Origin of the sequence: Erythrobacter insulae (assembly GCF_007004095.1) — a bacterium.
In the GTDB taxonomy this organism is placed as follows: domain Bacteria; phylum Pseudomonadota; class Alphaproteobacteria; order Sphingomonadales; family Sphingomonadaceae; genus Erythrobacter; species Erythrobacter insulae.
In genome coordinates, this window is record NZ_VHJK01000001.1 from 1,946,635 (window position 1) to 1,968,631 (window position 21,997).

18 protein-coding genes are annotated in these 21,997 nt (G+C 57.8%); 11 read left to right on the forward strand and 7 right to left on the reverse strand.

The window, feature by feature from the left end:
- Nucleotides 1-7: 7 nt before the first annotated feature.
- The 4 genes from bchO to FGU71_RS09180 form a co-directional block, all read right to left on the reverse strand.
- Nucleotides 8-904 carry an alpha/beta fold hydrolase BchO gene (bchO, locus tag FGU71_RS09165; protein WP_142788282.1) on the reverse strand — a complete coding sequence of 299 codons (897 nt, stop codon included), beginning with the start codon at nt 902-904 and terminating at the stop codon, nt 8-10.
- Nucleotides 901-2,628: a magnesium chelatase subunit D gene (locus FGU71_RS09170; RefSeq protein WP_142788283.1), complete on the reverse strand. Its 1,728-nt coding sequence runs from the start codon at nt 2,626-2,628 to the stop codon at nt 901-903. Before FGU71_RS09170 ends, bchO begins: the two co-directional genes overlap by 4 nt.
- On the reverse strand, nt 2,628-3,629 hold the full coding sequence (gene bchI / locus FGU71_RS09175) for a magnesium chelatase ATPase subunit I (RefSeq protein ID WP_142788284.1): 1,002 nt from the start codon (nt 3,627-3,629) through the stop codon (nt 2,628-2,630). The genes FGU71_RS09170 and bchI overlap by 1 nt, the downstream gene beginning before the upstream one ends.
- A gap of 93 nt (nt 3,630-3,722) precedes the next feature.
- Entirely contained in the window at nt 3,723-5,405 is a 1,683-nt protein-coding gene (locus tag FGU71_RS09180; protein WP_234035710.1) for an ABC transporter permease, read from the reverse strand.
- Nucleotides 5,406-5,437: 32 nt separating this feature from the next.
- On the opposite strand from FGU71_RS09180, the gene FGU71_RS09185 reads away from it, so the two are divergent.
- The 6 genes from FGU71_RS09185 to FGU71_RS09210 all read left to right on the forward strand — a co-directional run bounded on the left by FGU71_RS09185 (nt 5,438) and on the right by FGU71_RS09210 (nt 11,269).
- A complete protein-coding gene (locus FGU71_RS09185) occupies nt 5,438-6,469 on the forward strand; it encodes an ABC transporter ATP-binding protein (protein ID WP_142788286.1) in 1,032 nt (343 codons plus the stop codon).
- 110 nt (nt 6,470-6,579) lie between these two features.
- The gene (locus tag FGU71_RS09190) at nt 6,580-7,605 is read left to right on the forward strand and encodes a Fe(3+) ABC transporter substrate-binding protein (protein ID WP_142788287.1); all 1,026 of its coding nucleotides are present in this window, start codon (nt 6,580-6,582) and stop codon (nt 7,603-7,605) included.
- A 2-nt stretch (nt 7,606-7,607) separates the two neighbouring features.
- Nucleotides 7,608-8,312, forward strand: a complete 705-nt coding sequence (locus FGU71_RS09195; RefSeq protein ID WP_142788288.1) for a hypothetical protein — start codon at nt 7,608-7,610, stop codon at nt 8,310-8,312.
- Nucleotides 8,313-8,443: 131 nt separating this feature from the next.
- Nucleotides 8,444-9,259, forward strand: a complete 816-nt coding sequence (locus FGU71_RS09200; RefSeq protein ID WP_185960253.1) for a ferredoxin--NADP reductase — start codon at nt 8,444-8,446, stop codon at nt 9,257-9,259.
- Between the two features lie 99 nt (nt 9,260-9,358).
- On the forward strand, nt 9,359-10,501 hold the full coding sequence (locus FGU71_RS09205; protein ID WP_142788290.1) for an acyl-CoA dehydrogenase family protein: 1,143 nt from the start codon (nt 9,359-9,361) through the stop codon (nt 10,499-10,501).
- A 27-nt stretch (nt 10,502-10,528) separates the two neighbouring features.
- Nucleotides 10,529-11,269 carry an SDR family NAD(P)-dependent oxidoreductase gene (locus FGU71_RS09210; protein ID WP_142788291.1) on the forward strand — a complete coding sequence of 247 codons (741 nt, stop codon included), beginning with the start codon at nt 10,529-10,531 and terminating at the stop codon, nt 11,267-11,269.
- Between the two features lie 158 nt (nt 11,270-11,427).
- Here FGU71_RS09210 and FGU71_RS09215 read toward each other — a convergent pair whose 3' ends face one another.
- Nucleotides 11,428-13,821, reverse strand: coding sequence for an alpha-L-rhamnosidase-related protein (locus tag FGU71_RS09215; RefSeq protein WP_142788292.1), 2,394 nt, complete (start codon nt 13,819-13,821; stop codon nt 11,428-11,430).
- A gap of 495 nt (nt 13,822-14,316) precedes the next feature.
- Here FGU71_RS09215 and FGU71_RS09220 point away from each other — a divergent pair, with 495 nt between their 5' ends.
- On the forward strand, nt 14,317-15,342 hold the full coding sequence (locus tag FGU71_RS09220; RefSeq protein WP_142788293.1) for an aldo/keto reductase: 1,026 nt from the start codon (nt 14,317-14,319) through the stop codon (nt 15,340-15,342).
- A gap of 57 nt (nt 15,343-15,399) precedes the next feature.
- On the opposite strand, the gene FGU71_RS09225 is transcribed toward FGU71_RS09220, so the two are convergent.
- Both FGU71_RS09225 and FGU71_RS09230 read right to left on the reverse strand, forming a co-directional pair.
- Complete coding sequence (locus tag FGU71_RS09225; protein WP_142788294.1) at nt 15,400-18,102, reverse strand: TonB-dependent receptor domain-containing protein; 2,703 nt, start codon at nt 18,100-18,102, stop codon at nt 15,400-15,402.
- Between the two features lie 122 nt (nt 18,103-18,224).
- A complete protein-coding gene (locus tag FGU71_RS09230; RefSeq protein ID WP_142788295.1) occupies nt 18,225-19,769 on the reverse strand; it encodes a hypothetical protein in 1,545 nt (514 codons plus the stop codon).
- A gap of 328 nt (nt 19,770-20,097) precedes the next feature.
- Between FGU71_RS09230 and FGU71_RS09235 the strand changes: the two genes are divergently transcribed.
- The 4 genes from FGU71_RS09235 (at nt 20,098) to FGU71_RS09250 (ending at nt 21,966) form a co-directional block, all read left to right on the forward strand.
- A complete protein-coding gene (locus FGU71_RS09235) occupies nt 20,098-20,490 on the forward strand; it encodes a tetratricopeptide repeat protein (protein ID WP_142788296.1) in 393 nt (130 codons plus the stop codon).
- Nucleotides 20,491-20,698: 208 nt separating this feature from the next.
- A complete protein-coding gene (locus FGU71_RS09240) occupies nt 20,699-21,313 on the forward strand; it encodes a lytic transglycosylase domain-containing protein (RefSeq protein ID WP_325053171.1) in 615 nt (204 codons plus the stop codon).
- A 49-nt stretch (nt 21,314-21,362) separates the two neighbouring features.
- Nucleotides 21,363-21,671 (forward strand): TrbC/VirB2 family protein, encoded by a 309-nt coding sequence (locus FGU71_RS09245; protein ID WP_142788297.1) that lies wholly within the window; start codon nt 21,363-21,365, stop codon nt 21,669-21,671.
- A gap of 10 nt (nt 21,672-21,681) precedes the next feature.
- Nucleotides 21,682-21,966, forward strand: a complete 285-nt coding sequence (locus FGU71_RS09250) for a type IV secretion system protein VirB3 (RefSeq protein WP_142788298.1) — start codon at nt 21,682-21,684, stop codon at nt 21,964-21,966.
- Nucleotides 21,967-21,997 lie beyond the last annotated feature (31 nt).

Here is a 21,997-nt window from a genome sequence, read left to right on the forward strand (position 1 = left end):
GTGCGCCCTAATCTGCAGGGGTGTTAGCACGGTCCACCAGAAAGGGGGAGATGCGCTGCATCACGCGCTCTGGCGCTTCTTCATGGGCGAGGTGGCCAAGCCCCTCCATGACATCAAGATGCGCGTTCGACAGCCATCCATGCGCTTCCTTTGCCCAATCAAGCGGAATCGCAGCGTCATTATCCGAATGAACCATCAGGACCGGATTTGAAATTTTGCCCATGCGGGTCCGCAAGGTCGGCAAATCCCAGTTCGCCATCATCGCCAGCGCGCCTTTGGTGTGACGCGAATTCTGCATGAGCGCCTCGTAACAGGCCATACCCTCGGCATCGATATGCGAATTTGTGGCTTTGTAGATGAAACGATCAGTATCGCCCGAAAGCGAAGCTGCGCCCGAAAATAGGCGCGGGACAAGCGGATTGACGAAAAGCAGTTTCGCAACCGCCGGGAAAAGCTGTGCGGCGAGGCCGGGGAACGGGCGCAAAGCCGAATTTAGCCCGATAACCGGTCCATCATATCCATGATCCAGCGCCATCTGCAGCGCCAGCGCAGCGCCCGCCGAATGGCCGATAATGGTTGCAGGTGTGATGCCCAATGCGCTCACCAGCCGCATGACGGTGGAGGCCATGCGCGGCAAGCTCATATCCTCGGGCGGATGGCCGGTGGTAAAACCGTGACGCGGCAGATCCATCGCGACAACATGGTGCGTCTTGGCAAGCAAAGGCATCAGGCCGCGCCATGAATGGACAGAGGCTCCGGTCCCGTGGAGCAGCAGCAGGACAGGTTGATCCGCTGCGCCCATGCGTTGAACATGCCAGCAGACATTGCCGACCCGCACAAATTCGCTTGTCTCGCGGTGAGGCCAGATCTTGCCCTCGCGTGACCAATCCAGGGCGCGGCTCATGCCGATGCTTTCGCAGGGTTCACAGCCGAAATGGCTTTATGCAGAGTTTTCGCATCGGCACGCGGCAGAGCGAGAAAACGGCCTTGCAATGTGTCTGCCAAAGCGGGTGCATCGGGGCCGGGCCGCGAAGAGATATCGACCACCAGACTATCAATTCCTGAGCGCGCGATGGCTTTGGCTGCTGCCTCGGCATCTTCGCCTGCCTGTTTGCGTCCGGGCGAGCCATCGCCGCCGATATTGGCGCGGCCATCGGTCAGGATGACAAGGCTCGCCGTGCGACCGCGCGCAATCACGCTTTCGGCGGCTTCGCGCGCTGCATTCAATCCCATGGCCAGCGGCGTTCCGCCGCCGCCCGGCAATTCCGCCAAAGCGCGGCGGGCGCGGGTAAGCGAGCGGGTTGGTGGCAGAAGCAATTCGGCGCTGTCTCCGCGAAAGGATACCAGCGCGACTTCGCTGCGGGTGACATAGGCCTGCGCCAGCATCAGCTCGACCGCGCCCTTTGCCTCGGCAAGGCGGGCAGCGGCGGCAGAGCCGGATGCATCAACCGCAAAGATTGTGACGCGCGCGGCTTTTTCATCAAATCGGCGCACGCGCAGATCATCCTTGCGGGTCAGGATCGCGTTTGGATCGGCAGGGTTGCCGGCTTCTTGGCGTTCTTTACGGCGGACTTGCTGCCACGGCACAGCGGCGCGCAAAGTGTCGATCAAGGCGAGACGGGCACCGCCGCGCGGCATGCCCGGACGCGCGCCAAGAGGTTTCCCCCGCATGCCCGATTTGCGTTTCTGCCCCGACCCGGAGCCGCCCGATTTGCGCGGAGCCAGCCCCTTGGCAAGCTGCGCCAACAGGTCCGCCGGAATCGCAGCGGCGGCGGCTTCGACCAGCATCTCTTCCAGCGGTTGATCGGAGCGGTTGTTTTGCGTGTCGGATGGTTCGTCCGAATTGCTCTCAGGCGGTTCGGGCGGCTGCTCTGGTGGCTGCTCCGGCGCCGTGTCCTCTTGCGGTGCAGGCAGCTGCGTCGCGCGCGGGCCCAGCACCAGCCGTGCGGCGGCGGAAAGGTCCGCCTCTATCGCATCGGTGCGGCCTGACAAGGCGGCATGGGCGCGCGCCGTTTCGCCTGCGAACAGGAGCGGCCGCAGCGAATGGACCCCAAACGCGGCGGCAGTGGCGGCAAGGGCCATTAGCGCTTCGTCATTCAAAGGTGCGACCTTGGCCAAGGCAATGGCTGCGCGATTGTCCAGATCGAGCGGTTCCCATTCGCGTGACGCCGTGACGTCGCAGTGAAAGGCGCAGCGTTCCATCAGGCTGGCGGGCGGGGCATCTTCTGCCTCCACACTGTCATCAAGCATGATCAGCGCGGTGCCGCCTTCGTCGCAGGCTTGCGCCAGCCTTCCGGCGATTGTTTCATCCAGCCGCTCTGCCATGGGCACGATCAATGCGCCGTCTTTGGCTTCGGTCAGCAGGCCGGTTTGAATGATGGGTTTGCCCGCCGCGAGGCTCGCAGCAAGATCTATCCCGCCCAGCAAGCGTTCGTCATCAACATGACCGGGCAGCCGGCGGGTTTCCATCTCTGCACACAGAGCCGAGACAAGCGCATCGCGGGCCGGGCTGGCACCGCGCAGGACCATCCCGCCAAAAGATTTCGGTGCAAATGCAAACAGCCGGGCGGCCAGCAATCCATCCCAGACCGGATCAAAGGAGGAGGTTTCAGGCGGCTGGCCTGCCATTAACCGAACAGTTCATCAATCGCCCGCGTAATCCGTACGGTTGACCCTGTTTCATCCAGAACATCGCGGCGCAGCCGGTGGCGCAGCGCCGACGGTGCGATTTCGATCAAATGTTCGCGGGTGACCGAACGTGCGCCGGTCAAAGCGGCAAAAGCGCGGGCGGCGCGCATCAGCGTCAGCTCGCCGCGCAGACCATCCGCGCCCACGGCCATGCACAGCTCGGCTGCGTCTCTCAACACATCTTCGCCCGATTCCAGTTTGGCCAGCTTGGCCTTGCCGCGCGCGATCTGTTTCAGGATCTTTGCATCTTCGCCCGCCCATTTGGCGGCAAAACCTTCAGGATCGCGCTCATTCGCGGCGACCAGACGCATGATCTCCACGCGTGTTTCGATGTCCGTGGGCGTGCGCACTTCAACCGATAGGCCGAACCGGTCGAGCAATTGCGGGCGCAGTTCGCCTTCTTCCGGGTTTCCGCTGCCGATCAGCACAAATTTGGCGCGGTGGCGGACCGACAATCCCTCACGCTCGACCACGTTTTCTCCAGAAGCTGCAACGTCGAGCAGGAGATCCACCAGATGATCTTCGAGCAGGTTGATCTCATCAATATACAGAAATCCGCGATGCGCCTTTGCCAGCAATCCGGGCTCAAACGCTTTCTCACCGGCGCGCAATGCGCGTTCCAGATCCAACGATCCGATCACGCGGTCTTCGGTCGCGCCCAGCGGCAGATCGACAAACGGCACATCGCGTTTGCGCACGCGGCCCGAACTGCACGGATCAGGGCAAGTGCCCTTATCTTCGCCCGTGCAGCCATAACGGCAGTCTTCGACAGCGCTGATTTGCGGCAAAAGCCCGGCAAGCGCGCGCGCGGCGGTGGATTTGCCCGTGCCGCGATCGCCAAACACCATGACCCCGCCAACACTGGGATCAACAGCTGCGATCAAAAGCGCTTGCTTCATCTCGTCTTGGCCAACGATAGCGGAAAAAGGAAAACGTGCCATAGACGCCTCTTTTGAACGCCAATTCGTGATTGGACAAGCGCCATTGACAATTGGTGTGACAATTAACCCTTACACTTGGTGCAAAGGCGTTTGTTAGCGCGTATTCAAGCGGTTGAGCAGCAGCACAGGCAGCAGACCGGCGGCGAGCAGGATCAGCGCCGGGATGGAGGCTTCGGTCAATCGTTCATCACTGGCAAGCCGGTAAGTCCGCGTTGCCAGCGTTTCGAGGTTGAAGGGACGCAAGATCAAGGTCGCCGGAAGCTCCCGTACCGTATCAATGAAAACCAGTGCCGCTGCTGCGAGCAGGCTCGGGCGCAGCAGCGGGGCGTAAATCTGCATCAGGACGCGGGCAGGGCTCGCCCCCAGCGACCGCGCCGCCCAATCCAGTTGCGCCGGAATTTTGGACAATCCGCCGTCGACCGAATTGTAGGCGACCGTCATGAACCTGACCGAAAGAGCATAGATCAAAACAACGCTGGTGCTGGTCAGGATCAAACCGCCGCTGTAACCGAATGTGTCGCGGGCGAACCGGGTCAGGCCGCCATCAACCAAACCGATCGGCGCAAGCAATCCGACCGCAAGCAGCGCGCCGGGCAAGGCATATCCCAGAGTCGCAACGCGGATCGAACCCCGGACCCAGCGGCTGTCAGACCGCGATTTGGCAAAGGCGAGCAGCAATGCCGCGATCAGACATGTGACCGAAGCGGCCAGACCAAGCTGCAAACTGCCGCTCACATAGGTCCATAAATTGCCGGCAGCACCGATCGCCGCATCGCTCATCGCGAGCCATGCAAGATGCGCTGCCGGGACAACGAAACCGAGCAGCACGGGCAGCGCACAAGCCATCGCCGCAAGCGCTTTGCCGCGCGGTGAAAGCGCAATGAGCGGCTCACGCGTGGCAGCCGAAAGGCCATCGCGGCTATCGCTGCGGCCTTTGCGGGTGGATGCCTCCAGAGTGATCAGGACGATCACAAACACCAGCATCATCGCCGCGAGTTTCAACGCGGCCTGTTTATCACCCATCGCCAGCCAGCTGCGGAATATGCCGGTGCTAAAGGTCGGGATCGCAAAATATTGCGCCACACCAAAATCAGCCAGCGTCTCCATCAAGACCAGCGCCAGTCCCCCTGCAATCGCGGGACGCGCCGCCGGCAAAGCGACGCGGGTAAAGGCGCTGCGGGGGGATGCGCCCAAACTGCGCGCGGCTTTGAACTGGGTGTGGCTTTGCGCGGCAAAAGCGGCGCGGGCGAGCAGGTACACATACGGGTACAGCACAATGCCCAACACAAATGCACCGCCGCCAAGAGATCGGATTTGCGGAAACCAGTATTCGCCCGCATTCCAGCCGAACAGCGCGCGATACCCCGATTGCACCGGGCCAACAAAATCGAACAGATCGGCGTAGATATAGGCGGCAATGTAAGCGGGCACCGCCAAAGGCAGAACCAGCGCCCACGCGAGCAGCCGCCGACCGGGAAAATCCGTGGCCGTGATCAACCATGCACAACCGGTGCCCACCACTGCGGCCAATCCGCCAGCCAGCACCATCAACAGCGCTGTGTTGACGGTGTACCGGGCCAAAACCGTGCTTGCGAGGTGCGCGATTGCCTCCATCCCGCCGCTGGGGGCAGAGATCAGGATCGCGGCAATCGGCAGACCCGCCAGCGCCGCAATGATCACCGCCGACACAAGCCAGCCGTCCAGCGAAAAGCGCCGGGCCGATATCGCGGCGGCGCTTGCCTCAGGCGCGTCAATCTGACTAAGGCGGCTTACCACCCCTGCAATCCTTTCGCGCGCGGATGCCATCGTTGAGCCTTGAATTTCGACATATTGCCCATGTTTACGGCCAAGGGGCCAATCGGTTGCGCGCGCTTGCAGATATAAGCTTCACTGCGCCTGCTGGTGAGATCACGTGCCTGCTTGGATCGTCTGGCTGCGGAAAGTCAACCTTGCTCAACCTCACCGCCGGATTGCTGGAAGTGCAAGATGGCTGCATTACTCTGGGATCAGAGGTTCTGGCGGACCCATCGCACAATCCCCCGCCTGAAAAACGCCCCATCGGGCTGGTGTTTCAGGACGGCGCGTTATTCCCGCATATGACAATTGCGCAGAATATCGCATTTGGGATGCCGCCATCTGAGCGCGGTGCCGTGACAGAATGGCTCGATCAGGTGGGGCTAAGCGGACTTGAGGCGCGCTATCCGCACGAACTTTCCGGTGGTCAGCAACAACGCGCCGCATTGGCCCGCGCGATGGCTCCCGATCCGAAAGTGTTGTTGATGGATGAACCGTTTGCCAGCGTGGATATCGTCTTGCGGCGGCGGCTGCGCAGGGATTGCCGCATCCTGCTGCGTGAACGCGGGACCACCACGATCCTGGTTACGCATGACCCGGCCGAAGCCTTGGATGTGGCAGACCGGATCGCGGTTATGGAAGCAGGCCGAATCGTTCAGTTCGGTACGCCCGCGCAGCTGCATGATGCACCGGCCACCGCATCGGTCGGCGCGATTTTCGGCGGCGCGCAGGTGATTTCTGCCGAGCGCGCAGGTGACGCCTTGCAAACGGTATTCGGCGCATGGCCGCTCACCTGTCTGGCAGGCGATTTGCCGCCGGGCTCGCGGTTTGATCTGCTGTTGTTTGCCGATCACATTGATTGTGTGGCCGATGATCAAGGGCTTGCGGTCCGCGATGTTCAAACGCTGGGCGAGGGGTACCGCGTCTTGCTCAAAACCGGCGCAGGTGATGAATTGACGGTGGAAACCGTGCTGCCGGTGTCGCCGGACCAGCGATACAAACCGGTCCCGCAACCGGGCAGTATCCGCGCTTTCGCATCGGCATAGCGACGGGCCGTCCATTGCGACCGTACGGTGATGGCAAGGCCTCCAGATAAGCCTTGCACTTAGCCCTACTAATGATAATCACTCGCAAGAAATGATTTGAAGGATTCGATATGAAAAAGGCACTTCTCGGCGGCCTGTTGGCGCTGGCTGTCACTGCATGCGCACCATCGGCCGATACGGGTGAAGGCGGCGAGGTAAACCTGTATTCATCGCGCCATTATGACACCGATCTGGCGCTGTATGAGGACTTTACCGAGCAGACCGGGATCAAAGTGAACCTGATCGAAGCCGATGCAGATGCCTTGATCGAACGAATTCAGAGCGAAGGCGAGTTTTCGCAGGCGGATTTGCTTATCACTGTCGATGCGGGCCGCCTGTGGCGCGCGGAAGAAGCCGGCGTTCTGGCCCCTGTGGAAAGCGAAATTCTGGCCGAACGTCTGCCCGATTATCTGCGCCACCCCGAGGGCCTGTGGTTTGGTCTATCGACCCGCGCCCGCGTGATTATTTATAACAAGGAAGCGGGCGAGCCTGCGGGCCTCACGAGCTATGCCGATCTCGCTGATCCAGCGTATCGAGGCGATATCTGCATCCGGTCATCCTCCAACATTTACAACATATCGCTGCTTTCGAGCATTATCGCCAATCGCGGTGCAGAGGCAGCCGAAGATTGGGCTGAAGGCGTCGTGGCCAATTTTGCGCGTGATCCGCAGGGCAATGACACCGCTCAGATCGAAAGCGTCGCTGCGGGCGAATGCCGCATCGCTGTTGTGAACACGTATTATCTGGCGCGTTTTGCAGGCGGCGATGATGACGAAAAGGCGCTGTTTGACAAGCTCGGCGTGATTTTCCCCGATCAGGACGCAGCCGGCACGCATATCAATGTGAGCGGTGCAGGACTGGTGAAAACTTCGCCCAACAAAGCGAATGCAATCGCGTTTCTTGAATACCTGACTTCGGACAGCGCGCAGCGTTATTTCGCAGACGGAAACCATGAATATCCAGCGGTGGTCGGGCTGCAAGCAAACTCGGCCGTCGAATCGCTGGGCAAGTTTAAACCGGACACGCTCAACGCTGCGGAAATTGGCCGCAATCAAGCGCAAGCCGTGCAGATTTTTGACCGCGCAGGATGGAATTAAAAATGAAATCTCCACGCATCTTCGCCGGAGCTTTGGGCGCGCTGGGTTTGTTGATGGCGGGCTGCACGGCGGAGCCGGATTGCTGCGAAGACAGCGAAACCTCTGCTCCTGCAGGCACAGCAGAATTGGCCGAGCGGCTCGCCTTTATGGCGGGCCATGTCGAGGCGGGCATTGCGCTCTATCGGGCGGGTGAGGGGCCGGCTGGCGGACCGCATCTGCTGCATCCGGTTTCCGAAAGTTACGCCGAAGAACGTGAAGGACTGGATGCTATCGGGTTTGATCCGGCGCCATTCGAAGCGGTTTCTGCCGCGCTTGAAGCGGGAAAGCCGGCCAGCGAGATCGAGCCGCAACTGGCCGAAGTTGAAGCCAATCTGGCCAAAATGCGCAGCGAAGCGGGCGGTGATCCGGCCCAGCTCATCCCCTATCTGATGGGTTTGATTGCCAAAGAATATGCGATCGGCGTGACAGATGGCGCAGTAAGTGATGCCGGTGAATATCAGGACGCATGGGGCTTTGCCCGAGTTGCGCGCCAGCTTTCCGAAGAGATCGCAGCGCCAGACGGTGATGCAGTCCGGGCCGAACTGGATGCGTTACTTGCGCTGTGGCCCGATGCTGCACCTGTCCCGCCAAGCGATCCAGCCAGCGTTTCAGCGGTCACAAATCAATCCGCAAAGGTGACAGCGGCACTGGCCAAAGCGGGCGCGTAAGAGCGGGCTGCAAAGCGCCACTTTCACCCTTTATCGCTAAACTACCTTGATGCAGGCGCGCGAAAAGTCCATTTGCGCCCTCAATCTGGCCGCGAACGTGCGGCGTTTCACTGTTATTCGAGGCCCAAGTTTTGACCCAGCCGATCAACGACCGCGAACAATTTCAGGAAAGCGGCGCGCTTTCTGTTGAGACTATCACCTATGTCCACCATTGGACCGATAGCCTGTTCACTCTGAAGATGAGCCGTCCGGCGAGCTTCCGTTTCCGCTCCGGCGAATTTGTGATGATCGGTCTGCCGGGTGACAATGGAAAGCCGCTGCTGCGCGCTTATTCCATGGCGAGCCCCAGCTATGAGGAAGAGATCGAGTTTCTTTCGATCAAGGTTCAGGACGGCCCGCTCACTTCGCGGCTTCAGCACATCAAAGTCGGCGATCCCGTATATCTGGGCAAGAAACCAACCGGCACACTGGTGACGGATGCGCTTTTGCCTGGCAAACGGCTGTTCATGCTGTCGACCGGCACCGGCCTTGCGCCGTTTATGAGCCTCGTGCGTGATCCCGAAGTGTACGGCATGTATGACGAAGTGATCGTCGTGCACTCTGTGCGCCACAAGGAAGAGCTGGCTTACCGCGATCTGTTGGAAAGCAAGCTCGAAGGCGATCCGTTGCTTGAAGACGAAGACCGGGCGAAAATGATCTACGTGCCGACTGTGACCCGCGAAGATTTCCGCACCACGGGCCGGATTCAGACGCTGATCGACAATGGCGAACTGTTCAAAGACAGCAAAGGTCCGCAGCATTTCGTGCCGGATGAAGACCGCGTCATGCTGTGCGGCAGCATGGCGATGATCAAAGATCACGCCGCCGATCTGGAAGCGCGCGGCTTTGAGGAAGGCGCGAACAACAAACCGGGCCAGTTCGTGATCGAGCGCGCATTTGTAGGCTAAAGTCTGGCGGGATTCGGACGTTTCGCGCTTTACAAATCCTCTCCGATCCGGTCAGTTGCAGCCTGCAACCTGACTGCTGACTATGGAGAGATGCCAGCAATGCTCGATACCGCTTATCGCACCGCTTATAACGAAGACCACGAGGCGTTCCGCGACACTGTCCGCAAAGTTTTGGGCGAACATATGGAGCCCTTTCTCGATCAGCACGAGGAAGAGGGTATTGTCCCGAAAAAGGCCTGGAAGGCATTAGGCGAGGCAGGGATGCTGTGCCCCACAGTCGCTGAGGAAAATGGCGGCTTGGGCCTCGATTTCGGGTTCAACTGCGTGCTTGCCGAAGAGCTCGCCTATCTTGGATCATCCGCCGGTTTCACGCTGCAAAACGACATTACCGTCAATTATTTTGAACGGCTGGGCAGCGAAGAGCAGAAGGCGAAATATCTGCCCGGCATGGTGTCCGGCGATATCATCACTGCCATTGCGATGACCGAACCGGGCACCGGCAGCGATCTTCAGGGGATCCGCACCACCGCGATCGAAGATGGCAATCACCTCATCATCAACGGGTCCAAAACCTACATCACCAACGGGCAGAACGCCGATGTTGTGATCGTTGTCGCCAAGACCGATCCGGCAGCGGGTGCAAAGGGCACCTCGCTGGTGCTGGTCGATGCAGGCACGCCGGGATTTGAAAAGGGCCGCAACCTCGACAAGATCGGCCAGCATTCCGCCGACACGTCAGAGCTGTTTTTTCAGGACGTCCGCGTGCCCAAAACCAACATTCTGGGCGGGGAAGGGCGCGGCTTTGTCCACCTGATGGAAGAACTGCCTCAGGAACGCCTGAGCATTGCCGTATCTGCGCAAGGCGGGGCGCAGCGCGCGTTTGATGAAGCGGTAAAGTTCACCAAAGACCGCAAAGCATTCGGCAGCACAGTGTTTGAATTTCAAAACACCAAATTCACGCTGGCAGACCTCAAGGCCAAGCTGCAAGTCGGCTGGGCGCATCTTGACTGGGCCATCGCCCGCCACCTGCGCGGCGAATTGACCACGGATGAAGCCAGCGCGGCGAAACTGTGGCACACCGAAATGCAGTGGGAAATGGTCGATGCCTGTCTGCAACTGCATGGCGGCGCGGGATACATGAACGAATATCCCATCGCCCGCCTGTGGCGCGATGCCCGTGTTCAGCGCATCTATGGCGGCACCAGCGAGATCATGAAAGAAGTCGTGAGCCGCTCTATCTAAGGACGAGCAACCTAAGGACGAGCAACGATGACTGACCCACTCGATTTTTCCGGCAAACGCGTCCTCGTGATCGGCGGGTCCAGCGGGATCGGCAATGCCATCGCTCAGGCCTTTCGCGCGCGCGGCGCCAGCGTCACCGTCACGGGAACGCGGCCTGATGCAGGCGACTATCTGGAAGCTGAAGATAGCGATTTTACCGGCATTGATTACGCGCAATTGAACGTGACCGACCGAGACGCCGCAGCCGCGCTGTCAGGCGCGCTTGGGCCGATTGATGTGCTGGTTCAAAGTCAGGGGATCGTAAAGTACGGACGTCAGGAATTTGAGCGTGAGGGCTGGGATGATGTCATCGACGTCAATCTCAATTCCGTTATGGATGCCGCGCGCGCATTTCATGCCGGATTGGCCGAGCGCGGCGGCACGATGATCGTCGTCTCTTCTGTCGCGGCGTTCAACGCGGCCAAGGGCAATCCGGCCTATGGCGCTTCGAAAGCGGGCGCGGCGAGCCTAGTGACGTCCCTTGGCGAAGCGTGGGCGCGTGATGGCATCCGCGTGAACGGGATCGCGCCGGGTTTCGTGCCCACCAAGATGACGACTGTGACGACCGAGCATCCCGAGCGCAGCGCCGGTGCGATTTCCATGATCCCGATGCGGCGGTTCGGCACGCCAGAGGAAATGGCGGGCGCTGCGATGTTCCTTGCATCCCCGCTTTCGTCCTACATGACGGGGCAAACACTGGTGGTGGATGGCGGGCTAACGCTGAGTTGATAGGTGGTTTGTGGGCGCGTTCGGGCCAGATTGGCTTGTCTGTCCGGTCTCAGGCGGCTGCACGCCACGATGAATTGACCGGATGCGGGGTGGAAAGCGGAAGCTGCGATCGGCAAGGTCCAGGCACGGAAGATGCCCTAATTTACAAAGCTCAGCCCTCAATCAGGTGCATTTGGTCTGACAACTTGCTTGGCACTCAATGTCCAATCTCCTGATCCGACTTCAAACTTGATGTACTTTTCATCGGCACCGACAAATTTGATATGCTCGTTGGCGCGTCCCGCTGAATCTGAAGGTGATCCGTTGGCCCAAATGGCGCTGCCGTTTGCCGTGATTTCTCCTATCTCGAAATGTTCTTTGGGAATTCCGACCATCGCCGTCGTATTGTCAGGCGCATCCAGTGCCATCGAAATCTCAGCGTCGTCACGACGCATCTCGAATGCAATGTCACCCTGAACGCTAGGAACCAGTTGTTTCACATACTTCAAATGCGCCAGATTGGGCATGATCTGATACGTTCTCCAAGCGATTGAAGTGGGCTCGATGCCGGCAATATGCTGGCTTAGAACGGTCGCAGGGGCGTTCCAGGCATGATTTTCCGTGCCACCGCTCGGCAGATATTCGGCTAAAGTGGAAAGCGCCGGATTGTTGACTTGCTCTGCATAACGCTGCTTCATTCTTTCCAAGGCATCGTCATACCGCCCCGCTTTCGCCATCGCTTGATAGACCATCCATTCAAAATGGGGGCTGGCGAATTGATTGGGAACCAAGACATTATCGACGATGGCTTGATATTGCTCAGGCTCAGCCAGGCCGAACAGAATTGCAATTGCGTTGGCCCTATCATCCTTAAGCGTCTCTGGATCACTGCTGAAAAAGCCGTCCTGCCAGAATTGTTCTTGATAAGATCGCTTCAGCTCTTTGATCCGCCTGTCGTAGAATTCCAGATGCGTATCATCGTTAAGCTCCAGGGCCATCTTGCGCGCCGAGACCAAGGCGCTGTAATATAGCGCGTTCTGGATGGCATCGTAATCGATTGTCTCTTGCGGCCCCCAATCGGTCCAGCTCCACGCACCATTTCTAAAAACGATCAAACCATTCTCTTGGGTCTCCCAAAGTGTGAGATATCGATGCACATAGGGGTAGGCGTAGCGCAGCGTCTCTAAATCGCCGGTGTTATAGTAATAATGCCAAACACCCTGCTCGATAAATTGCAGGCTTTGTGCGGGAAGCTCGCGGAAGCGCCCCGGCCCAAGTCCGGCAAATATACCGGATTCGGAATCGCTAAACGCCATGGTGACTGTGATTGCTTTCTTCAGCAAATCCCGGCCCGGTTGGTCCATGACGTAGAATAGGTAGCTCGCTTGGTCTGCGACATCACCGATCCACAGACCGCGCTCTCGGTCCGGGGTGTCCATAAAGCTGTCACGCGCGCAAATGTACAAGGTGTTCTCTGACATTTGCCAGATACGAGTGAACCACGGATCATCACTTTCAAAATGCCCCCGCGGTTCGCCCACGCCAGTCCAACGATATTTCAGACCATGGACGGTCACCCCTGCCGGGATATTGAACTCCAGAATTCTGGCGTTCATCCAAGAGTAGGACTCAAATTGCTGGCGGCCGTTTGTAGTGGTGTAAAAACTGTCAATCGTGTTCCGCGTCATGTTGGAACCGATCGAGATTTCCAGCCCTTCATCCGACTCTATGTCGAAATAAGGAGTGACGTTTTTGTTGAAATCCAGATTGCACTTGATGGTATTGCCGTCACTCACGAACGGGAATCGGGCCTCAGGATAATTCTCGCAATTTGCCAGTCCGAAATTGTTTAATGGTGGCACGTCGCTCTTGAACAGATTAAAGAAGGGCGCCCGTGGTGGTTTGCGGCCACCCTTTGCCGCGTCCCAGGAAGAATCGTCATAATCGGCACGATACCAAGCGGCGTCACTCCAATCACCGATCGATTTACGGGCGTCATAGTTCACGTTCCACGCAGCGACCCTGAATGGGGGTTTTTTCTCAACGGGTTGATAGGCTGTGTGCGTTTTGGCCTTCCAAGACGCATCGGACACGATCAGTTGGTCGCCGACTTGGGCCTGAAACAGAAAACCGGGCTGGCCCGTGGAAATATGGGTGCCCTTGGTCCCATTATCGCCGTAGTACCAAGCGAGGACGGCAATCGTGTTTTCACCCTGTTTGAGGTAAGGGGAGATATCGATTGCGTCGTAATATTTATGCGATGCGATTGGGAAGTTATCGACCCGCGGAGCGGGCTTTACCGGGCTTGGCCCACCGGTATAGCTTCCCTCGAATACGACCAGCTCACCATTGATCCACAACCAGTATTTCGTGTCGGCGCTGACATAGGCAATCGTTGCGCCATCGATTTCGGAAACGGTGAAGTCTTTGCGCAAAGCAGCCCAGCTATTGGGGATGACAGCTCTCTCGTTCGCCCAGATCCATTCGGCTTGCCACGTGACAGCGTTCGCGGCGGGCGCGCTCAGAATGGAAATCACAGCTATAATCGGTGCTAACACATTCGTGATTTTCATGGTCGTTCTCCGATTGCTGACGGCGAGGGGATGCCGGCATTCGTAAAGCCCGGTTGTGGCAATTCTCGACTCCCCGACGAACTAACTGTCTCTGAATATACTGACTGAAGGATCAATATCAGGCAATATCAATCACTATCAATCTTATTGTGATATATAGTGATCAGTCTGCCGATCGTGTTGGATTCGAAATGAAGGGTGCTGTCTTGGATGACACCCCAAACGCGGCGCAAGCAGACGGTCCGCTTTCCAACAGTGTATGGCTTTCCTACACCCGCCAATTTATGCCAGTGCGGATGCTTATGTTGTCTGAAGGATGAGCCGATCCGAGTTGGGAAGTTGTCATCTGTGTCCTACATGCGCCTTTGCCAATTAAATCATTGGTTTAACCCTGTAGGCATCGCATGACACATCGCCCAAAGTGTCAAGCAGTGTTGGAAATTATCGCTAGGTATCGGTCCATAGAATCGGCCCATTGTTGCGAAGGAGAATGACATGAAATTCACACCTCTCGGCCCGTCCGGTCTGATGGTTTCGCGGCTTTGTCTGGGGTGTATGACCTATGGTGATACGACCAAGGGGTGGCACGGCGATTGGTTGCTGGGCGAAGAGGATAGCCGCCCGTTTTACCGCGCCGCGCTTGAGGGGGGGATCAATTTTTTCGACACTGCCAATGTTTATGCTGGCGGTACATCCGAGGAAATTACCGGCAAACTGCTTAATGAAATGGCGCGGCGCGATGAGATTGTGGTCGCCACAAAGGCGTATTTCCCGTGGCGGCAATCGCCCAATGCCGGGGGCAATTCGCGCAAGGCGTTAATGCAGTCGGTGGATGACAGCCTGACGCGGCTGAACATGGACTATGTCGATCTGTTTCAGATCCACCGCTGGGACGAGCGCACACCGATCGAGGAAACGATGGAGGCGCTGCACGATATCGTGAAGGCCGGTAAGGCGCTGCATATCGGCGCATCGTCAATGTATGCATGGCAATTCGCCAAAGCTCAGGAGACCGCGCGGGCGAACGGGTGGACCCGTTTCATTTCGATGCAGAACCAGCTCAACCTGCTGTACCGCGAGGAAGAACGCGAAATGCTGCCGCTGTGCGAGGATCAGGGTGTTGGCGTTATTCCGTGGAGCCCGCTGGCGCGTGGACGTTTGGCGCGGCCTGTGGGTGAAGGCACGGTGCGCAGCGAAACAGATGGCGTGGGCAAGATGCTGTATAAAGATGATGAAGCCGCTGATCAGGCGATCATCACCGCGCTTGCCGATATTGCCGAGAAACGCGGCGTTGCGATGGCGAGTGCGGGGCTGGCGTGGCATTTCACCCGGCCTGCGGTGGCGGCGCCGATCATTGGCGCAAGCAAGCCGCATCATATCAAAGCCGCTGTGGCGGCGCTCGACATTGCGCTCACCGATGATGAAATCAGCGCGCTCGAAGCGCCATACAGGCCCAAAGCGCCGACAGGCATGGGTATGCCGCTGCCGCCGATGGACAAGGTTTCTGTGCTGGACGGTTAGCAAAAAAGAAGGCCGCCCCTTTCGGAGCGACCTTTGAGAGGATCGGAGAGGACCCGATTAGAATTCGGCTTTGACACCGAATGAGAATGAAGTGCCCACCTGATAGGTGTTGATTTCAATCCGGTTCGCGCCAAGCTGTTGGAATTCGAAATTGTCGCGGCCAAATATGTTGCGAATTTCGAACGACAACTCGAGCGGAAGACCGCCTACGCCGACTTCGGAACGGGCGACAAAATCGACGGTCAGGCCGGGATCTTCGACCACATCTGGCAACGCTCCGCCGCGCAGGGTCACACGCTCGCTGGCATAGTTGAACATAAGCGTCGCCTGCTGGGTTTTCTCGGTATCTTCGATCCCGATGGACAGGTTGGCGACATGATCGGATTGACCCACCAGCGGCGCGCCATCGTCAAAGATAAGAGCGGAAAGCTGGTTCGGGTTGGATGTGGTTGGCGAAATATCGGTCGCGCCAACTTTAATTTGCGACTGCGAATAGGTGTAGTTCGCCAGCAGCAGCAGTTGTTTCGTTTCGAAGAACGTGCCGCCCAGATTATAGAGGTCGATGCCGTATACAAAATCCAGCTCGGCCCCGTAAAGCTCGGCGCTTGGCGCATTGGCAAAGCTGGTGAGAACCTGGCCCGATGCCGAGATCAAAGTGTTCTCGATCGGGTTGTCGATCTCCTTGTAAAAACCTGCAAGGCTGACGCGATTGGGCCCGCCAAGGTAATGTTCGATGCGCGCTTCGATATTGACCAGCTCGCTATCGGTAAGCAGCGGGTTACCCCGGAAACGGCGGTTCGATTCCGGGTCGAAATAGGTTTGTTCGACCAGTTCGCGGAATTGCGGACGGGCGATGGTTTGCGACGCGGAAAAGCGCAGCTGCAGATCGTCGATCGGCTCCCACGTGACTGTGCCGCTCGGGAGGAAGTAATCGTTGTTGTTGTTGGTTGGTGTTGCACCTGCAATCGGCGCGTTGAAGATTGTCTGGTCAAGCGCGACAAACTGCGCGGCGTCCTCGTACCGGACACCGGCTTCGATGGTCAGGTTGTCCGCCGGAAGCCAGCGAACCAGACCATAGCCTGCCTGGGTTTCGATGCCCGCGTCGAACACAGGGAACGGCGAAGCCTCGGTCAGGGTGACGTTGAAACCGGTCAGCGTGGCCGCATTGATGATAGAGCCCGGAAGGCGCAGGCCAAGCGCAGGGACAAGCGAATCGTCCAGCAAATCGCCCGCGATAAACGGACGGAACTCGCGGCTCGAAGATCGGCGCGTGGTGTCGGAATACGCGCCGCCTACGGTAAGTTCGAAGCTGTCAAACAGCTCGTAAGAGACATCAATACCGCCAAACCACAGCTCTTCCTGAAGATCGTCAAACGCGACAGTCGAGATACCGGCATCGGACAGCTGGTTGAAATAGGCGACAAATTGCTCGCCGAACGGGTCGCCCGGAATGTTGGTCCGCGTATAGCTGAAGGATGTGTTGAAAGGTGCTTCGCGATCAGTGCGGGCGTACCCCCCACGCAGATCCACGTCCAAACGGTCAAAATCGAACTCGGCAACGAGCTGGGTATCGATCAACTGCCGCTCGAAAAATGCAGTCTGCTGATTTTGGAAATCGAACCCGTCGAAACCGGGCAGAATGTCGGTGCCTTGCTCAAGCCGCGATGTCTTCAGAGTGTCGCGGATGTAAAGATTGGTCCAGCGGATCGTGTGCTCACCAAAGTCGAGGCCAAAGCTGAGAAGGCCGTTCACCAACACGTTTTCATCGGTGATAAAGGTGCTGAAATCCTGGAACAGTTCCGACAGGTCGGAGCTACCGCCCTGACTGATTACGGTGCGGTTGCGCAGGCTGTTTTTGATCGAGGCTGTCGCGATAATTCCGAAATACGTATCATCGCCAAGTTCGATCGACGTGCCGCCTGTGATGGAACCGGAGAAGTTTGGCCGTTGATTGTTGACCTTGCGCAGCGTGACGAGATTTTCCGGAAAGAGCTCTGCGGCGATGCCTTCTGACGTGGCGAGATCGATAGTGCCGACCCGCTCTCCGCTGTCGAGGAATGACTGAAGGTTGCCGGGAATATCGCGCAAACCCGTGTCGAAACCGAATGAATCGAGGTTCGAACCGATATAGGTCAGGCCATTTTCAAAAGTGGTCTCGCTATCGCCGCTCATCGAAAAACTGACGCTGAGGAAGTCTTCGACCGGCACCGCTTTGGTGGTGAGGTTGATTACGCCGCCGCCAAATTCGCCAGGATAATTCGCAGAATAGGTTTTCTGCACCAGCGACGATGCGATGACGTTCGTCGGGAAGATATCAAGCGGAACAACGCGGCTCAGCGGCTCCGGACTGGGCAGAGGCAGGCCGTTGAGCAGCGCGAGCGAATACCGATCGCCAAGACCGCGAACGAACACCCGGCCATCACCAACCACCGCAAGACCGGAAACCCGGCCAAGCGCGCCAGCGATGTCGCTTTCACCGGTGCGCGCAATGTCGGCTTCGGAAAGCACGTTGAGGACCTGCGTCGAATTGCGCTCGGGATCGCGGTTGCGGCGACCGGTAACGATGATCCCGCCGCCAGGGACGGAGATTTCCGGTTGATCAGCTTCGCTTTCATCTTGCAGGTCGCCGATATCCTCGACAGCGTCCCCCTCGGCTTCCTGCGGCGCAGGTGCATCGGTTGATTGCGCATAAAGCGCAGTCGGGAAAGACAATGACGATGAAAGAAACAGCAAACCTGCCAGACGCGTACCGGTCGACATAACGCTGACCCCCTTAAAATTTGGTCTTGAATGAACAGAGCCGAGGTCGGCTCGCTTAGATGTTGCTTGGGGGAGGCACCGCAAAGCCGCAGCGCCTCCCCCAAAAAGTCGAAGTCGCTGGATCAGTAAACTGGCAGCGATGTGCAATTGCCGGTGGAGCTGCCGAAATCCATTATTGTGGAATCGCAGACCCAGTTGCCGAACGCGTTGTTGACACCGATCGCTGCCCGCGCGGTGAAGAAGCTGGAACGGGCAGTCGCATTGAATACGGGTACCGCGCTTTCAGTCGCGCCGTTGATGAAGGTACCAGTCAGCGTGAGCGTGCCGACCAGATTGTTGTTGGTACCGGCGTCAACGATCGCTTGAACATCAGCGTCGCTGACACCCGACGAACCGCGAACGGGGCGGTTGGCTCCGTCGCACAGCAACGAGTCAAAGCCGATGATTGCATTCAGCGTGATCTGTTCGTCGATGCGGATGCAGACGTCGTCTGCTGTATCAACGTCGATCACACCATTGGTGAGGCTGAGTGCCGGACCACCGCGAGCGCGAATAGCTTGCGAGGAAGACGATGAGCGCTGCACGAAGGTAAAGCCGTTCACCGCGAGGCGGCTCTGCGGAAGTGCATTGCCGGGTGTTCCGTCGGAAAGGTCATCGGGCGAGTCAAACTCGATCAGGCTGTCTCCGGTGCCGGTGCGCTGAACAACGAGAACATTTTCAAGGTTTGCCTGCGCGCCCGAATCCACGTCAAGCGAATCATCCGATGCGCCGATCACTGCGATGTTGCTGGCATTGACCGAACCGCCGAAGAATTCGAGGCCATCGTCAGAGCTGTTGAAGGACATCAGATTGGCGATGACAGTGCCCGATCCAGTTCCGCCGGTTGTGAGCGATTGCAGCTCGTTGGATTGCTGCAGTTCAAATCCGGAAAAACGGATCTGGTTGAAAGTCATCGAACCGGAGCTGTCCGCGCTGTTGGTTCCGCCAAAAGGTGTGGCGACCACGGTGCCTTCGAGCTGTTGTTCGCACTGCGGGTTAGCGTTCGGGTTGGCTGCGGTATTGAATGTTTGGTCGGAACAATCCGAAACAGGTGCGCGGCCCAGCAAAACTACCCCGCCCCATTGGGCTTGGCTGTTATCGTTGGCGAGACCCAATACGTTATCGCGGCTGGTCCAGACGATCGGGCGATCAGCTGTTCCGTTTGCTTCGATGGTGTTGCCGCGATTGACGACGAAAAATGATTCCGCCTGTGCGAAAAAGATTACGCCGGGTTCAACCACAAGGGTGACATCGGTGTTTGTGCTGCTGAAACCCTGGTCCGTGCCGACATTAACGCGGCCGTTAATTTGATACAGCAGGCCATCAATGAACGGCAGGGTGTCATCCACTGTAAATGTCGCTGGCAGCTGACATACGCGATATTCGCCGGTTGGGCCGCTGATCGTGCCGGCATCTGTCAGGCCGCTGGGCGTGCTGATCGTGGGGCAGCCGGCTGCCGGAGTGACAGTGGCGGGGCCTGCAGGGGCTGGAGCTGGCGCAGGAGCAGGTGCGGGGTTGTTGATGATGATGTCGCCGCTAGTGCCTGGCGAAACGATTTCATCCGCGCCGCAACCGGCAAGAGCAATAAGGCTTGCGCCAAGAACGAAAGAACGTTGAATATTTTTCACAGCGAACGGTCCCCTAAAACAACCGAGAATCGGAATGCGCAATGCGATGCGCTGGGGGCCGACTAGGTCTCGCCGGTGACAGAATTATTTCAGCATTACAGTTAGAATACTGTTTCCACAGACTTTCTTGAATATGACTGTTTTGCGTCAATCGCAGGCTGAACAATCGCGCGCAGGAAAATATCAATGGGGAGGGGTGCGTCAAAATAAGTTCATAAAATCAGTAGGTTAAGTCCGGAAATAACCTCTGTATGACAAATGTTACGTTTATGTTGCACATTTATGAAGGCCGTGTAACATCACTGTCATATTCGCGAGGGAAACTTTTATGACATTCACAACACTTGTCATTGCGCTTGCGGCGGCCAATCCGGCTGTCGATGCACCAACCAATGATGCGCCTGCGACGGCCGAGCTTGGCGCGGCGTCGCTTGTCCAGGGTAAAAGCGCGTCCGCAATCCAAACGATCGAGCCGCAATTGGATGAAACGCCTCATGATCCGGCGCTTTTGATTAATATGGGCATCGCTTTCGCGCAGACTGGTGACGATGCCAAAGCGCGCAGCCTGTTTAAAGCGGCCATGTCGAGCCCTGAACATTTCGAGCTGGAAACAGCCAGCGGCAGCACAATCGATTCCCGCCGTCTTGCGCGCAGAGCAATCGCCATGCTTGATCGCGGAGAATTCCGTCCGGCAAACAGCCGGCTTGTTCTGGCGGAATAGGCTGCTTTTTCCCGGGCGCGTATCCTTTCGCGGTCCAGGACAGACGAAATGATGATGGATTTGAAACGAGTCTGACTGTTCTTGGTCAGGCTCGTTTCGCGTTTAATGGATTAATGGCTCAGCGTGATCGGTTAACCTCCTGCCTATTTGCCTCTGTCACCTGATTGTCATTTAGGTTAGTCATCAGTCGGGACATGGAGGGATCACTGTGATTCTAGCGCAAGCGAGCAAAGTCTTTGTTGCTGCTTTGATAGCTGTCAGCGCAGTTTCTGCGCAGGCTGATGTTATGGAAGTGGATGGCACGGGTGCGCGCTGGGTTGCTGGCGGTGCGCCTTCACCCGGTCCTGCAATTATCACCGACACAGTTTCTGCAAACGGCACAGAGCTGGTCGCTGCGATTACCCCGCAGCTTGGCACGATTGGCGTTCCCAATCGCTATATCGCGAAAATCACAGAATTATCCTTGCGCTATGATCTGAGCCCAAGATTGCTCGAAGCTCTTGTGTGGCAGGAAAGCCGCTGGCGCGAGACCGCCTTATCACCCGCCGGTGCGCGCGGTCTGGCTCAACTAATGCCGGGTACAGCGCGCTATCTAGGCGTAGATCCGGACGATCCAGAGGCCAATCTGGAGGGCGGGGCGCGTTACCTTCGTGAACAGCTAAACCGGTTTGACGGCGATCTGGAAAAGGCATTGGCGGCATACAATGCGGGGCCCGGCAGAGTGGCCCGGGCCAACGGAATTCCAAACATTCGCGAGACACAGCAATATGTTGCTGCCATCATGGGGCGTCTTGCCAACCATGCACGGCCTGCGGGGCAATAATCTCGCATTCATGGCCAACACGTAATTTTTGAGGACAATGGAAAAAGTAATGACATCGCTGTTTCAGATGCCGGCCCGGATTGCGGCCTTTTTGACTATGATACTGATGCCTGCTGCGGCCAGCGCACAGGGCACCGATCCGCAAGGCGCAGGTCCCATCAACAACGCGCTTTTGTGGTTGCAAGGGACACTGCTGGGTACAGTCGCGACGACTGTTGCAGTGATGGCTGTGGCGGCAATCGGTTTCATGATGCTTACTGGCCGGATGAATTGGCGTTTTGGCGCCACGGTAATCATCGGCGTGTTCATTCTGTTCGGGGCGACGACTATCGTCGCGGGCATTCAGTCGGCGGTGTAAACAACAAAACATGAATGATCTCGTCAGAAATCCGGTGCACCGTGCACTCACTCGTCCGCAAATGTTTGCAGGCGTCACGATGAATTTCTTTATCATCAATTTGATGGTGACGACGATCGCATTCCTGATTTTGAAGAGCTGGTGGATATTGCCGGTGCCGCTGGTGATGCATGTGGTTGGCTATTTTGCTTCACTGCGCGAACCGCGTATTTTCGATCTCTGGATCACCAAAGTGTCGAAATGCCCGCGCATCCCGAATTACAAGCGCTGGGGCTGCAACAGCTACACACCCTGACGCAAGAACGACACTGGGCCACCCAAAGGAG